Below are 14,627 nucleotides of genomic sequence, written 5' to 3'. Positions count from 1 at the left end.
CTAGATTATCGGCTAGTCAAGGAACTGTGGTCGTTTCATGACAACCGAATCTCTGTGCACTTTGCTTATGAGTCACATGATGATCCTGGCCATTGGATCAGGTCCTATGGCACCGAAAATTGGGAGTTTGATTCACAAGGTTTTATGCAGCGTCGTATCGCTAGTATCAATGATGTTCCAATCTTAGAGAGTGAGGGAAAGTTTCACTGGTCACCAGGTCGCCGTCCAGATGATCATCCGGGCCTGACCGATCCAAATTTATAACGTATGGAGGTTAATATCGCGAATATGATTACAGGTAGGTGCTGTTGCGGCGACGTTGCATTCACACGTGAAGATAAGTTCGGTGATTTTTACTTTTGTCATTGTGAACAATGCAGGAAGTTAACCGGCACGGCACACGCGGCCAATCTACTCGTGGACGTCAGGCTTGGCACCTTAAGGAACTGGGAGCAGGGGCGCCGCGAGCCGACAGGTCCCGCACAGGCGTTTTATCCGGCATGACCCGCAGGCGGTAATGAAAGCGCTGAAAGCCGGGTGATGCTATCGAGCAGTATAGTATTCCGACAAAAAGCGCAGACCGTCAGGTGATCAACCACCTTGGTCATTCGACCGCTTTTCCTTACGACAAATTTCCGACATCAGTGCTGCAAAGTAGTGCTTTGTCCTGCAAATACGGCAACGGGCGCTGTTTTTAGGCCATAAAAACAATAGGTTAGAGTGCTTAAGGCGTCTACGAACCAGGCGGTTGTGTTTGAAAGAGACTCCGAATTTGTAGCTTCTGAGCGGACGAAGCGCTGGTCGTGGATTTGAGCCTGTGAGTTGTTCACGCAGCTCGCCCGTAGCTTCAACTCTTCTTCTTATGTCCTTACTTTTATGGGGCGTTTTCTGGGGGTTTTTCTGCGGGGAGTCTTTGCATAACCCCTTTGTAACCGATGAGTTGTAGCTGCGATTCTATTGAGGGTGCTGCGGCGGCCTACAACGACCAAATCACTAGACCTTGGGGTGTCGAGGCTGATAGAGGGGGTATGTTGCAACACGCAGCAGGACGCTGCAAGAAGGTTTGGGCATAAAAAAGCCCTGAAAAACAGGGCTTTAATGTTAACAAAAGTTAACAGGAGATAAGAAATTGGTGGAGGCGGCGGGAGTTGAACCCGCGTCCGCCAGTACTCTGCCATTGGCTCTACATGCTTAGATCCCGTTGATTAATCTAACCGCACACAGCCCAACGGGCAGGACGTGATTGGCGATCTCCGTAATTTTTTAGCAGCTAGGCCCGGAGCCTGCTTCGCTGCGATCCAGTTCTATATGACAGTCAGTAACGCGGGGCTGGAACCTTGCTAAAGACCGCTAGGGCCGAAGCCACTAGATGGTGCTTTTGTTAACCGCTTACGCGGCTAGCGCAACACCGTAGTTGTCATCATTGGCAACTAATAGTTTGCAGCTTTGGATTAACGTGATTGGCTACCATCACGGCATGCACCGCAGGTTTTGTTACCGTCGTCGAATCCGTAACGCCCCCAAGTGAGTACGCAGTTTATCACAAACCCCGATGTCGATTTGAATTAAGGACGCATCTCAATTTGACAAACTCTAGTCCCTGTCCAAGGCGTCAATGGATAAGGGAATAGTAATTTCCGTAAGGAGTGAGTCATGGATGCTGTATCAATCAACTGGATGGCGACTGTTGTAGTTGCAGCAGTAGTGGGGTTTGTAGTCGGGGGCTTATGGTACTCGCCGATCCTGTTCGGAAAGATTTGGATGTAATCGGCCGGCATCACAGAAGAGCAGGTCGCCGGCGGTAGTAAGGCCAAGATTTTTGGCTTGTCCCTGACCTTCTTGTTGATAATGAGTTACTGCCTGGCGATGTTTTTGGGCGCGCCGAACATCACCCTGCAGATCGGTGCTTTGTATGGTTTCTTAACCGGCTTTGGCTGGATTTTCTTTGCTTTTGGGGTGGTTGGTCTGTTTGAGCTGCGATCCTGGTCTTACATTTTGGTAAATGGTGGCTACTGGGTGGTCACTATGACTTTGATGGGCGCTATTTGGGGCGCTTGGAAATAGACTGCGCTTATAGTGCTTTTAGCCTGTTCATACCCCGGTCTCCTGCTGACTTAACAGCTTTTTGTTTTTGCTTGTCATCTATGTTGCTAAACAAATGAGTTGACATCCTTGGCTTAATGAGGTCAGTCTGGATGCATCCATTCACGTACCGTACGTCGTTAGGAGGATGCGGTAATGACAATTTTCAACTCCCTCAAGGGGCGCTTTCGCGCGCTCGCCCTTGTCTGTACGCCTTTGATTTTTACCTCGGTGTCTGCTGCGCCGCCGGTAGATAAATTTCCCGATATTGAGCTTCCCGATGCCGTCAGTGGCCAGGCCGCGTTTGCTGCCCTTGGCGCTAAATTGCCTCAGGTGGCTGCCTTTTACGGTCTGAGTACCAGCGAATTTGCGCGTCACCTGCGTGATGATGGGACCCTGTGGATTGATCGCAGTGGGCGTGCTTTTTATATTGAACCCGAGCCGGCAGATAGCTTTGTGACCGATGTACTCGAGGAGGCGACTTATCCGCTTGCTGAGACGTTTTTCCTGGAAAGCAAACCTGATGCGCCGCGCACGGTGTATCTGGATTTTGATGGACACGTCACCTCAGGTACAGCCTGGAACGGTGGTGGTGGCGATATCACTTCATCGGCGTATGACCGCAACGGTGATCCCGGTTTCTTTAACAATAGCGAACTCACTGAGATTCAAGCTATTTGGCGCTTGGTGGCCGAGGATTTTGCGCCCTTTAACGTGAACGTCACAACGCGAGACCCGGGCGCTGCTGCGATCAGTCGCGACGGTAGCGGCGATGGTGTATTTGGTACACGCGTAGTATTCACCGTTGATAACTTTGACGGCTGTGGCTGCGGCGGTTTCGCCTATTTACGGGCCTTTGACGACACCTCTGATTTTTACAAGCCCGCGTTTGTCTTTAATCGAGGCGTTAAAGGCGCCGGCGAGGCAGCCACGCACGAGGCGGGCCATAACTTGGGTTTGAATCATGACGGCCTCAGCGGAGGTGCAGCCTATTACGGGGGGCACGGTAGTGGTAGCACAGGTTGGGCCGCGATCATGGGGGTCGGCTATAACCGTGCCTTGGTGCAGTGGAGCCGCGGTGAATACAACGACGCCAACAACCTCGAAGATGACCTTGCACGTATGCAAGTGTATGGGGCTCCGTTGGTTGATGACGATCATGATGACAGCATTGGTGGGGCATCAGCGCTTGATACGGGGCCTTCCGGTACAGAGGTAAGTCTTGATGGACGTGGTGTGGTGCATACGCGCAGCGATCGAGATGTCTTCAGTCTGATTGCCGGAGATGGTCCATTGAATCTCTCCATTACGCCGGCTCCTTCCGCACCTAATTTGGATATTGAAGCCAGGCTGCTGGATGCGGCGGGCAACGAGCTGGCGCGAAGCAATCCAGAAAGTTCTCTTGATGCCGCGATCGCTCTGAATGTCGCAGCGGGAGAGTACTTTCTCGTGGTCGATGGTGTGGGTAAAGGCGACCCCTTGGCTACGGGCTATACAGACTACGCGAGCCTTGGAAACTACTCGATTGTGGGCTCGGCGGCAGACCCGGGTGGGATTATTCCGCCCACAGCGGTAGCGTCGGCTCCCGGTTACACCCCTGGCGTCGCGCCTTTGAGAGTCGACTTTGATGCCAGTGGCTCTAGCGATGCTGTCGCCTGGGATTGGGACTTTGGTGATGGTGTTGCTGACGCTGGTGTGACGCAATCGCATATTTACACCGCCCCCGGCGTTTATGGCGTGACACTCACTGTCACTAGTGAATCGGGACTGACCGATAGCGCCGGCCTTGAGATAAGCGTAAACAACCAGTTGCCCGTTGCTGTGGCGTCCGCTAGCACACTGACCGCGGCAGCTGGAGACACTATTGTCTTTGACGGAAGCGCCTCCTATGACGTCGATAGCAGCGGTAGCATTGTTGCTTGGGACTGGCGCTTTGGTGACGGAAGCATAGCCAGTGGGGAAGTCTTCTCACATAGCTACACTGCCGGCGGCCGGTACACGACCGAGTTGACTGTCACTGATGATCTGGGCGATGCGAGTATTAGCAGTATCGTCTTGGATATCAGCGGTCCCGCCTTTGTAGAACAGCTGTCCACGGGTGAGCAATTCGTAGCGGGCACGGTTAACGGTGATTACCGAGATACTTACCTTATTGATGGCGTTGAACAGTCACTGGTTGAGAGAACGTCGGGAGGACGTAAGAATTCTCGCTACAGTTATCTAGAGCATCGTTGGAACTTTACGGTTTTGGGTGGCGATAATGTCCGTCTTTCGCTCACCGCGTGGCACCAGGCTGCCGGTGATGGCGACACAATGCGCTTGTTCTATGCCGTGAATGGCGGTGCTGAACAGCCTTTGGATATCGTTCTTAGCAGCGCACGATCCACGTATACGGTTGATTTGCCCCCGGTCGGTGGGCAGGCGCAGATTATTGTGCGCGATAGCGACCGCAGCCGAGGTAATTTGGATCTCGATAGGCTCTTTATTGATGCCTTACTGATTGTCACGGAGAACGGCGATGCGGGCGATGGAGGAGATCCGCCACCGCCTCCGCCACCACCTGAGGACACTGCTCTAACAGCCAGTGCTTATAAACAAAAAGGCGTAAAAACGGTTGATCTGAGTTGGACAGGCTTAACCGCAGGTTCCGTGGATCGTAACGGTGTTGTGATTACAATGTTTTCTGGCGAGAGTGGTTATACAGACTCGCTTGGCAAGGGCAGTGGTAGTTACACCTACACCTTGTACGACGACGCCGGAAACTTAAAGGACAGTGTGTCGGTCAACTTTTAATAGACCTTTATCCATTAGGAGTGGATGCCCGGGTACGCCCGGGCTTTTTTTTGCCCCCTGCAGCCCTCTTCAAAAACCTGGGTTGCTTTTTAGGTACCTAAGCTCTTCGGACGTGCTTTGACGGCCAAGAACGGCATTGCGAGACGGGTATCGATCAAATTGTTGGATCACCTCGTAATGGGCTTTTTCGTAGCGCAGTGCATCTGCATTGCCCAAAGCTTCAAACAGACGAAGTGCTTCTTCATGGACGGCTAAAGACTCGGAATGCATATACGGCATGTAGCTAAAGTATCGCTGATCGGCATGCATACGCTGGTCATCGCCGCAGGCAACGGCCTCCTGAGCTAACACCAGTGCCATGCCATCCTGTGCGTAGGCTTGTGCATCATCGCGAAAAAGATTTCGTGAGAGCTGGTCCAGCACAATGATTTCGGCGCAGCGGCCTTCCGGCGTTTTTCGCCAGGACCAGCATTCTCCCGCGGCTGCGGCCTCAAAGGTTGGCAAGAAGCGTTCGCGGCAAAGTTCGTCAAATTCCTCGGATTTTTTGAACCAGGCCTTCGGGCCGGCTTTTTCAAACCAAAACCGCAAAATCTCTTTTGCTGTGGGCGGAGTCTGAGCCGAGCTCATCGCTCGTCGCTCTCGAAGTTCGTTGGGGTGTTACCGGATACTTGCAGTGGCATCAGGGGGCCTCCTATGCTCAGTCAAGAGTTCGTCGATAGCGAAGCATCGCCACAGCCATAACGACAACCGTAAAGGCGATCATGGCAAGCAGTGGCGTTTGCAACTGTACAAGATTTGCATCCTTGAGCATCACTCCCCTGACTACTCGAAGGAAGTGCGTTAGAGGAAACACTTCGCCCAGGGTTTGGGCCCAGATCGGCATTCCGCGAAAGGGGAACATAAACCCTGAAAGTAACAGTGAAGGTAGAAAAAAGAAGAACGTTAGCTGCATGGCCTGCATCTGGGATTTAGCAACGGTGGAAAAAGTGAATCCAAGCGCAAGATTGGCCACCACAAAGATCGTGACACTAATCAGCAAAATCCACAGAGAGCCCTCAAAAGGAACATTAAAGAGGGTCTTAGCGGCAACGAGTATGACCAGAGTCTGCGATGCTCCTACCACGACGTAAGGAAGGATTTTCCCCAGCATGACTTCTGCAGGTTTAGCGGGCATCGCGAGAAGATTCTCGAGTGTTCCCCGTTCCGCTTCCCGGGTCATTGCCATGCCGGTGATCATGACCAGGGTCATGGTTAGAATCACCCCCAGTAGCCCGGGGACAATGTTGTAGCTTGTCTCTCCCTCGGGGTTGTACTTTCGGTGCACAATCAGCTCAAAGGGAGGCGGTGGTCTATTGAGTCCGCTTACGCTCCCACGAAGGTCCTGACCCAGCGCGCGTTGTAGGATCGTGTTGGCCTGCGCTAGAGCATTCGACGAGGCAGAGGGATCGGAGGCATCGGCCTCTATCAGTATTTGTGGCCTTTCGCCGCGCAGCAGGGCGCGCGTAAAGCCCGCGGGAACTGACACGACAAAGGCGACCTTGCCCCGCGCCATAAGGTCGGCACTGCGCGCCGGATCGTCGGTCTCCAGAACAAAGTCGTAATAGTCTGAATTCTTGAGTGCCTGGGTCAGGGTACGCACGATTGGCGTTTGTTCCTCCAGAAGGAGTGCAGAAGGCAGCTGGTGGGGATCCGTATTGATGGCGAAGCCAAACAGGATTAGCTGCACGATGGGGATGCCAAACATCATCCCGAAGGTCAGCCTGTCCCGGCGCATCTGCACTAATTCCTTTATAAAAATCGCCCAGATTCGCGCTGCGTTAAGAGAGGACGCGCTCACGCGTGCACCCGAGTGTCCTGGCCTGCGTCAGCCATCAGTGCAATGAAGGCATCTTCGAGACTTGGACGCACTTCCTTCCAGGTGACACCGTCCGCATGCTGCGCGATAAGGGTGCTGTGCATCGCCTCACGATTCCGTCCGCTGACATGGAGCGCGGCGCCAAAGTAAGCAATATGCTCAAGGGCAGGGAATCCCTGGAGTTTCCCCGCGAGCTGCCGTACACCGTCGCCTTCAGCGCGAAACGTCACGAGCTGCGAGTGATCTATGATTTGCGATACCTGTCCTTCGGCAACCTTTTCGCCGTTGGCAAGGTACACAATACGATCGCAACGCTCGGCTTCGTCCATGTAGTGCGTAGACACCAGCACCGTCATGCCATCCAGCGAGAGGCGATGTATCTCATCCCAAAAATCCCGCCTTGCCTGCGGATCGACGCCGGCCGTGGGTTCATCAAGTAACAGAAGTTTCGGATTGTGTAAGGTCACAGCGGCGAGCGCGAGTCGTTGCTTCCAGCCACCGGACAGGGCCTCCGCCAGTTGGTGTTGTCGATTCGTGAGTCCAAGTTTTTCCAGCGTTTGGTCAACGGTCTCGCGTAGGCGGGGCATGCGGTACATTCGAGCCACAAATTCTATGTTTTCCCTGATCGTCATGTCAGTCCAGAAAGAGAACTTTTGCGTCATATAGCCGGTACGGGATTTAATCTCATCGGCGCGTTCTTCAATATCAAAACCCAGACAGGTGCCGTGGCCCTCTGTGATATTCAAAAGGCCGCAAAGCATGCGGATGGTGGTGGTTTTGCCAGAGCCGTTGGGACCCAGAAACCCCCATACCTGGCCCGCGGGCATTTGGATATCCACGCCATTAACTGCGGTTTTGTCTCCGAAACGCTTTACCAGCCCGCGCACATCGATGGCGAGGTCGCTGGTCACAAGCGCACCTCCACGGGAAGCCCTGGATGCAGCGAGGACTCCAGAGGGACATCCGCTTCCACCAAAAACACAAGTTTTTGCCTTGAGTCATTGGTGTAGATCACCGGCGGCGTAAATTCGGCGGCGGTCGCTATGTAGGAAATTGTTGCTGCAACAGGCGTTGCGATGCCATCAGCTATCACCTTAACGGTCTTTCCCAGTGCCACGGTAGGCAGGTCCGCCTGGGGTAAAAAGAAGCGAACCTTCAGGCCGTCAGCAGGCAGAGTGGCAAGCACTGGGGCCCCCTGTGTGACGAATTCTCCGACCTGGTAGAGGACTTCGATAATCTTGCCCCTCATACGCGCATGCACTGAGCGTTCATGCAAAAGGTACAGAGCCTCATTACTAGCAGCCTCTGCAAGCGTGATGCCAGCGTCTGCGGACTTCAGTTCCGCAGGCCTCCCTGGTAGTTGGGCGACCGCTATGTCCTGCTGCGCGGCGATGACCGCTGCCCGGGCAACGTCCATGTCTGCGGTAACGCGATCACCCGCGGACATTTGCTCAAGGCCCTTTTCCACCAGCGGTGTCATGCGTTCATACTCTTTCTGTGCTCGGGTAAGGCGCGCCTGTGCCTCTTGCAGACGTGCGTCAAGTAAGCGGATCGTGGCGTTTCTGGCACCGGTTGAAATGTTGGAGCGGTGTGCTCGGGCCTGTTCTACCCGCGAAAGGGCCTCCTGTACTGCCGCTGTTTCCCGCTCTCTATCGAGCTCAAAGAGCAGGTCCCCGGTAATAAACTCAGCCCCTTCTTTCATCGGACTCGAGGTTATCCATCCAGAGGAGGGGGCCGCTATGTAGGCCCAGTCCGCCTCTACATAACCCAGGAGTGGAGCGTTGTCTGCATCGTCGCTGGTGCATGCGCTGAGCAGGAGCACAGCGATTAGTGCCCCTAAGCCGGTGTTGAGTCTCAGCACGTCGATGCTTCTTGGATTCGCAGAGCGTTCAGGATTAGCTGGCGATGGATCTCGAAGAGCGCGTCGAGGTCAATCGGGGGCTCCTCATCGTGTCCGAAAAGCGCCTGCCACATGCTGGAAAATACGATGGGTGCTATAACCAGACGGGCGGTTAACTGAGGGTCGGTAACCAAGATCTCGCCGCGCTCCTGAGCATCGATAAGGAGTGTGGTGATGGCCGCAAGCAGTCGGTCGAGAACGTTCTGCCGATAGTTCCTGAGTACTTCAGGGAAACGATGGCTATCGCCTATGAGCACTTTCATGAGCTTGGGCAGACTACTTTGACGAATGATCATCGGGGCGATCGTTGCGATCTGTGACAGGGCTTCGTCAATCGACGGGGCATTGGCGGCGATGGCTTCGAACTGCGCGATCCGCGGTGATGTGAGGGAATCGATAAGCGCTTCAAACAAGGCTTCCTTGGATTTGAAGTAAAGATAGATGGTTCCCTTTGAAAGCTGGGCTCGCTGGGCGACATCGTCGAGGCGGGCGGCGGCGAATCCCCGCTCAAAAAACTCTTCTAATGCGGCTTGAAGAAGTACCTGTCGTCGCTGATCTTTGGCGTCTTTGGTGCGGGCGCGCTGCATAACTGTCTCATATATATAACTGACTGGTCAGTTATATATCTAAGCCGGCGCAGAAGCAAACGGGCACGAGCATGCGTCACCTTAAAATCCAGCTCCGGAAGTTGTGTGGTGCTCTACCGTTTGCCCGTGATCATAGCGACCGCTTCTCGCGCCGACGCAGCCGCGCTTTCGGTACCAATGGTGCCGCGCGGTGCGCAGCCGTCGCCGACGTTGTACAGACCTTCTATTGGCGTGTTCACGGGCATGCCATATCCGATCCAGCGACGCATCCCGGGCGATTGACCGCGATGCTTTGCCTTGACCAAAAATGTTACGCGATCCGTTACGCCGGGAAAGTTCTCCTCAAGCTCGGCGAGCGTGTTATCGAACTCACCTTTCATGTCGGGATTGGCCGCATCAGCCGGTGCGCCGTAAGCGGTGTGAAGGTATTTGCCGGTGGGCGAAATCTCGGGCGATATCTGAGAAGGAATCTCCAGGTAGATGAGGTTGCGGGTGTTCCCAAATACCATGCAGCCATCGAACCCCGGAATCAGCGGTTCGTCCATCACAAAACTAATGTGCATGATCGGTGCGTCCGCTGCGTTCCTGTGCAGGCGTTTTACGTAGCTCTTTTCAAATAGATGCTCACCGCCAGCCAACATAACCGTGCTGTCGGGACCGGTATTGCTTAGCACGAGTGGCGCGGTGATGACCTGGTCACTGCCATCGGCGCCATGCACTTCTACACCGATCACTTTTCCCTGATCCACAATAATGCGCTTACAGCCTGTGCGGGGTCTCACCTCGGAGCCGCGACGGTTGATGGCATCAGCCAGACTGTCCATCAGGGCACCATTGCCATGAGTCGACATGCCAAAGCGGCTCCCTTTACTGCTGTATTTGAGAAAAGCAAAAAAATCACTCGCGGGGATTTCGTGCAGATTCACCCCCATGAGCGCAGCGCAATAACCCTGAAACAGGTTCTTCACCTCCCTGTTGTCTGTGTACTGATCAAACCATTCTCGTATGGAGATCGTGTCCAGCGGTGTCCACTTAAACAATGCATCGGTGATGCGTTGAAAGAGGGCTTTGGCGGCCGCTTCATCCTGCATAGCGAATTCCACCATGCCATAGAGACCTCCGCCCCCCGGTGGCAGATCGTAATCACCGTGCGCCAGCCGGTAACGCATGCGTCCGGTCAGGTCGACCATATCCATGTCTACATCTAAGATATCGAAGGCCTGGCGAATCGCGCTGCTGGGCCCCATGGGAATCATCAGGGCGCCGGTGGTAACCAGGCAGTCGTCACGGACTCGGTGTCCGCATCGTCCGCCCAGGTAGGGCGATTTTTCGATGAGGAGAACGCGCATGCCTTCACCCGTAAGTCTCGCCGCGGCACAGATGCCGCCCATGCCCGAGCCGATGACAATGGCATCAAAATTCTCGTTTGACATGGAGGGCCCCCCGCTGCTTATTGAATCGGTCGGTCAGTCTTGGACTGGTGATTCTAGGGACTCTACTGCGATCAGGTATTTTTATGCAAGCACCAGCATTGGTCGCAAGATACCGCGGGCGTAGTTTGCTTGCCCGCGGGGGCGATCTATATCAGGTCTTAGCCCACAAACGCTCGCTCAATAACGTAATCACCGGCTACACCCTGGCTGGGTGATACCTCGAAGGCCCTGGCGTTCAGTAGTGACGAAATGTCATCCAGCATTACGATACTGCCGCAGATCATTGCGCGATCTTGCGACGGGTCGATCGCGGGTAGCCCCAAATCTGATTCAAGCTTGCCGCTCTGGAGTAGCTCTGTGATGCGACCATTATTGCGAAATGGCTCGCGTGTCACCGTGGGGTAATAGAGAAGTTTGTCGCGAACCTCTTCGCCCAGGTACTCGTGCTGTGGGAGCTCTTCGGTGAGGAAGTCGTAGTAAGCAAGATCGCTAATGTGGCGCACACCATGGACGAGGACGATTTTTTCGTAGCGGGAGTAGGTGTCTGGATCTCGGATAATGGACATAAAAGGGGCTAAACCTGTGCCGGTGGAAAACAGATACAGGTACCGGCCGGGGCGCAAATCCGTAAGTACTAATGACCCCACGGGCTTTTTGCCCACTAGAACTTCGTCGCCTACGGCGATGTGTTGAAGGCGAGAGGTGAGTAAGCCATCCGCCACTTTGATGCTTAGAAACTCCAGCTCCTCCTCATAGTTGGCGCTGGCGATGCTATAGGCCCTCAGCGCCGGCTTTCCGTCAACTTCCAGCCCCACCATAGTGAAGTGCCCGTTTTCGAATCTGAACTCGGGTGCGCGCTCAGTCTTGAAGCTGAACAAGCGGTCGTTCCAGTGCTTCACTTCGGTGACTTTGGCGGGTGCGACGGCGGCCATGCTAGGGTCCTCAATATTGGTTAGAACGATGTATACGTTAGAAGTGGCGGATTTTGATCATCTTGGCCGCGTCCTGCAAGACAATCATGGGCGTCTTTCAAGAACGGTTTTCCCTATCCTTATTCTCTTCTTGCGTGAAAACCCATGGTGGACAGGCCATGCGCCGCTGCCTAGACTTTTGAGATACCCAAAAAGACATAACAAGAAAAAGGTTCAAGTATGGAATACGATCTAAAGATTATTGCTGGTTTGGTATTCGATGGAGAGGGCGGCGAGCCCCAAAGCGCGAATGTCGCCGTACGCAACGGCACCATCGTTGCTATCGGAGCATGTGAAGGCGATGCTCGCGAAACGCTGGATGCCAGCGGCCATATCGTGACCCCCGGCTTCATTGACCTGCACACACACTACGATGGCCAGGTTTCTTGGGATGCAGGAATGCAGCCTAGCGTTAACCATGGTGTGAGCACTGTGGTCATGGGTAGCTGCGGCGTCGGTTTTGCACCGGTGCGTGAGGGGGATCGCGAGAAGCTCATCCGGCTGATGGAAGGCGTTGAGGATATCCCGGGCATCGCTCTTGCCGAGGGGCTCACCTGGGATTGGGAGACGCTGCCCGAGTACATGGATGCCTTGGACGCTAAGCCCCATAGCATTGATTTTGCAGTACAGGTCACCCACGATCCTTTGCGCGTGTATGTCATGGGTGATCGTGCGGTGTGCAACGAGCCGGCCACCGAGGATGATATAGCCGCTATGCGCCGCATTACTCGGGAGGCACTTGAGGCTGGAGCTATAGGCTTTTCTACCGGCCGTTCGGATGTCCACCGAAGCGCCGACGGTGACTGGACGCCATCGTCTGAGGCAACTGCGGATGAGCTTGCGGGAATCGCTAGCGCTTTTGCGGGTCTGTCTCATGGAACCTTGCAGGCGGTTAACGACTTTGATCTTGAGCGGGAAGGCGACGCCTTTGACGAGGAGTTCGATATTCTCGAGAGCATGGCCAAAGCAGGGGAAGGGCGTCCATTTTCGTTGTCGTTGATGCAGCGGGATTTTGCGCCAGATCAGTGGCGAAGAATTATCGAGCGTGCTGAAAAGGCCGAAGCTAAAGGCGTCAATATGCGCTTGCAGACTGCGCCGCGAGGCATCGGCGTGATTACGGGTCTGCAATGTACTTTTCATCCGTTTATCGGATTTCCCAGCTACAAGGCAATCTGTGACTTGCCTTTACAAAAGCGCGTGACGCGAATGAAGGACCCAGCGTTTAAGGCGCAGATTCTTACCGAGGAGTCTGAGACCTTAGCGGGCGACGGTACGCCAGTGCCCCCCATCGTAGACGCACTGATGGCCGCGATTGATTACGTGGCCAGCAAGACATTCCTGCTCGGCGAAAACCCGGAGTATGAGCAGAGTGCGGAAACATCTGTGCTGCATATGGCGCAGGAGAAGGGCGTGTCCTCGCTGGAAATGATCTACGACCTATTGTTGGAAGATGCTGGGCAGGCGTTGCTTTATTTTCCGATCTACAACTACACCAATATGAATTTCGATAATGTGTTTGAGATGATGCAGCATCCACAATCCATCATGGGACTTTCTGACGGGGGTGCGCACGTAGGCACGATTTGCGACTCAAGTTTTCCGAGTTACCTATTGAGTTACTGGGCTCGGGACCGAGATCGAGATCGCGGAGGACGTCTTGAGCTTGCAGACGCTGTTCGAAGGTTGACCTCTGATATTGCGGATTATTGTGGGATGGCCGATCGCGGCAGGCTTAAGGTGGGCCTCAAGGCCAATATCAATGTGATCAACTTTGAGAAGCTCAGACTCTTTGCGCCGCGTATGGTAAAAGACCTGCCTGCGGGTGGTCAGCGACTGTTGCAGGACGCTGCAGGCTATCGCGCAGTGATCGTCGATGGCGAGACCGTGTTGAAGGATGACCTACTCACCGGTAAGAACCCGGGCCGCTTGTATCGAGCCGGGCAGCCGGCGCTGGAGTCGGCTGCCTGAGCGCAAACCGCTGTTCAGAGCACAAGAATTTAACCGCTCTGGGAAGGCCCCGGGGCATTGGTGACACCAATGGAGTCAATTATGTTCAACCCCGCAAGACGGTTTAAACCCGTTCAAATTATGGCCAGCGGTTTTTTGGCGCTGAGTGTACTGCTCGCGCCTTGGGCGCAGGCTGGAGAGACGCTGAATCGCGTTGTCGAAAACAAAGTATTGGTAGTGGGTATGTCGGGCGATCAACCCCCCATGAATATGAAGAACCGTCAGGGCGAGCTCATGGGCTTTGACGTAGATCTTGCCAAGGCGCTGGCGAATGCAATGCACGCTGACCTGAAACTTAGCCCTATGCCTTTCGGTGACCTCACCAAGGCACTGGAAGCTGGAGAGATCGACGTAATCGTGTCAGGCATGGCTATTACGGCGGAGCGCTCCAGGAACGCATCTTTTGTCGGTCCTTACATGCTGAGCGGCAAGTCGATTCTTGCTACTCGTTCAGCGATTGAGCAAATCGCGTCCGGAGGCATTGCAGCTACTGATGTTAAGTTGGCGGCACTTAAGGGCTCCACTAGCGCAAGTTTTGTGCTGGAAGCGGCTCCAAATGCGACGCTGGTCGAGGTGGCTAACTACAAAGAAGCTATCGACATGGTCACTAGCGGGGCGGTCGCAGGTATGGTGGCGGATGCCCCGGTTTGCAAGCTGGAAGTGCTGCGTAACCCTGACGCTGGCCTCGTAACACTGGATAAGCCCCTGACGGTTGAGCCTTTTGGCATCGCTGTATCTTCGGGTGACCCTGAGTTCCTGAATCTGGTGCGCAATTACCTTCGGGCCTATGAAGGCACGGGTCTTCTTACCAAGCTTCGCCAAAAGTGGTTAGAAAACAGCTCTTGGGTAGCGGCGCTGCCCTAGGCAGTAAACGCCCTCAGCACGCCCCGGTCGTTCTTCGGCCGGGGCGTTTTTATTTGGATTACACATGATTGACGCTATTGCGCAAACGTTTGTCGAGATTGGCTTTTATCAGATGCTGGCTATCTGGGCTGCACT

General features: G+C 54.4%; 11 protein-coding genes, 1 other RNA gene and 1 pseudogene. 5 read left to right on the top strand and 8 right to left on the bottom strand.

Going from position 1 to position 14,627, the window contains the following annotated elements:
- Nucleotides 1-264: DUF1348 family protein (locus tag ACI9KD_RS14940; protein ID WP_414981974.1), on the top strand; the 264-nt coding region annotated here is incomplete at its 5' end.
- 866 nt (nucleotides 265-1,130) lie between these two features.
- Here ACI9KD_RS14940 and ssrA read toward each other — a convergent pair.
- Nucleotides 1,131-1,522, bottom strand: a transfer-messenger RNA (tmRNA) gene (ssrA, locus tag ACI9KD_RS14935).
- Nucleotides 1,523-1,653: 131 nt separating this feature from the next.
- On the opposite strand from ssrA, the pseudogene ACI9KD_RS14930 reads away from it, so the two are divergent.
- Nucleotides 1,654-2,064: pseudogene (locus ACI9KD_RS14930) on the top strand (DUF1761 domain-containing protein).
- A gap of 174 nt (nucleotides 2,065-2,238) precedes the next feature.
- Complete coding sequence (locus ACI9KD_RS14925) at nucleotides 2,239-4,875, top strand: PKD domain-containing protein (RefSeq protein ID WP_414981973.1); 2,637 nt, start codon at nucleotides 2,239-2,241, stop codon at nucleotides 4,873-4,875.
- Nucleotides 4,876-4,944: 69 nt separating this feature from the next.
- Here ACI9KD_RS14925 and ACI9KD_RS14920 read toward each other — a convergent pair whose 3' ends face one another.
- The 7 genes from ACI9KD_RS14920 to ACI9KD_RS14890 all read right to left on the bottom strand — a co-directional run bounded on the left by ACI9KD_RS14920 (nucleotide 4,945) and on the right by ACI9KD_RS14890 (nucleotide 11,582).
- Nucleotides 4,945-5,502: a DUF924 family protein gene (locus tag ACI9KD_RS14920; protein ID WP_414981972.1), complete on the bottom strand. Its 558-nt coding sequence runs from the start codon at nucleotides 5,500-5,502 to the stop codon at nucleotides 4,945-4,947.
- A gap of 70 nt (nucleotides 5,503-5,572) precedes the next feature.
- Nucleotides 5,573-6,712 carry an ABC transporter permease gene (locus tag ACI9KD_RS14915; RefSeq protein WP_414981971.1) on the bottom strand — a complete coding sequence of 380 codons (1,140 nt, stop codon included), beginning with the start codon at nucleotides 6,710-6,712 and terminating at the stop codon, nucleotides 5,573-5,575.
- On the bottom strand, nucleotides 6,709-7,641 hold the full coding sequence (locus ACI9KD_RS14910; protein WP_414981970.1) for an ABC transporter ATP-binding protein: 933 nt from the start codon (nucleotides 7,639-7,641) through the stop codon (nucleotides 6,709-6,711). Before ACI9KD_RS14910 ends, ACI9KD_RS14915 begins: the two co-directional genes overlap by 4 nt.
- Complete coding sequence (locus tag ACI9KD_RS14905) at nucleotides 7,638-8,591, bottom strand: HlyD family secretion protein (RefSeq protein WP_414981969.1); 954 nt, start codon at nucleotides 8,589-8,591, stop codon at nucleotides 7,638-7,640. The genes ACI9KD_RS14910 and ACI9KD_RS14905 overlap by 4 nt, the downstream gene beginning before the upstream one ends.
- On the bottom strand, nucleotides 8,585-9,217 hold the full coding sequence (locus tag ACI9KD_RS14900; RefSeq protein WP_414981968.1) for a TetR/AcrR family transcriptional regulator: 633 nt from the start codon (nucleotides 9,215-9,217) through the stop codon (nucleotides 8,585-8,587). The genes ACI9KD_RS14905 and ACI9KD_RS14900 overlap by 7 nt, the downstream gene beginning before the upstream one ends.
- A 113-nt stretch (nucleotides 9,218-9,330) precedes the next feature.
- Entirely contained in the window at nucleotides 9,331-10,650 is a 1,320-nt protein-coding gene (locus tag ACI9KD_RS14895) for a phytoene desaturase family protein (RefSeq protein ID WP_414981967.1), read from the bottom strand.
- Nucleotides 10,651-10,808: 158 nt separating this feature from the next.
- Nucleotides 10,809-11,582, bottom strand: coding sequence for a ferredoxin--NADP reductase (locus ACI9KD_RS14890; protein WP_414981966.1), 774 nt, complete (start codon nucleotides 11,580-11,582; stop codon nucleotides 10,809-10,811).
- A gap of 219 nt (nucleotides 11,583-11,801) precedes the next feature.
- Here ACI9KD_RS14890 and ACI9KD_RS14885 point away from each other — a divergent pair, with 219 nt between their 5' ends.
- Both ACI9KD_RS14885 and ACI9KD_RS14880 read left to right on the top strand, forming a co-directional pair.
- A complete protein-coding gene (locus tag ACI9KD_RS14885) occupies nucleotides 11,802-13,589 on the top strand; it encodes an N-acyl-D-amino-acid deacylase family protein (protein WP_414981965.1) in 1,788 nt (595 codons plus the stop codon).
- An 81-nt stretch (nucleotides 13,590-13,670) separates the two neighbouring features.
- On the top strand, nucleotides 13,671-14,492 hold the full coding sequence (locus ACI9KD_RS14880) for a transporter substrate-binding domain-containing protein (RefSeq protein ID WP_414981964.1): 822 nt from the start codon (nucleotides 13,671-13,673) through the stop codon (nucleotides 14,490-14,492).
- Nucleotides 14,493-14,627: the final 135 nt, after the last annotated feature.

It is taken from the genome of Congregibacter sp. (genome assembly GCF_047617445.1).
Classification (GTDB): domain Bacteria; phylum Pseudomonadota; class Gammaproteobacteria; order Pseudomonadales; family Halieaceae; genus Congregibacter.
Note: the sequence above shows the minus strand (reverse complement) of the source record. Positions and strands in the feature narration are given on the sequence as shown.

Excerpts from the sequence above, each read along its gene's own strand:
- ACI9KD_RS14890 (WP_414981966.1), bottom strand. The coding sequence starts at position 11,582 with ATGGCCGCCGTCGCACCCGCCAAAGTCACCGAAGTGAAGCACTGGAAC.
- ACI9KD_RS14920 (WP_414981972.1), bottom strand. The coding sequence starts at position 5,502 with ATGAGCTCGGCTCAGACTCCGCCCACAGCAAAAGAGATTTTGCGGTTT.
- ACI9KD_RS14925 (WP_414981973.1), top strand. The coding sequence starts at position 2,239 with ATGACAATTTTCAACTCCCTCAAGGGGCGCTTTCGCGCGCTCGCCCTT.
- ACI9KD_RS14880 (WP_414981964.1), top strand. The coding sequence starts at position 13,671 with ATGTTCAACCCCGCAAGACGGTTTAAACCCGTTCAAATTATGGCCAGC.
- ACI9KD_RS14885 (WP_414981965.1), top strand. The coding sequence starts at position 11,802 with ATGGAATACGATCTAAAGATTATTGCTGGTTTGGTATTCGATGGAGAG.
- ACI9KD_RS14895 (WP_414981967.1), bottom strand. The coding sequence starts at position 10,650 with ATGTCAAACGAGAATTTTGATGCCATTGTCATCGGCTCGGGCATGGGC.
- ACI9KD_RS14900 (WP_414981968.1), bottom strand. The coding sequence starts at position 9,217 with ATGCAGCGCGCCCGCACCAAAGACGCCAAAGATCAGCGACGACAGGTA.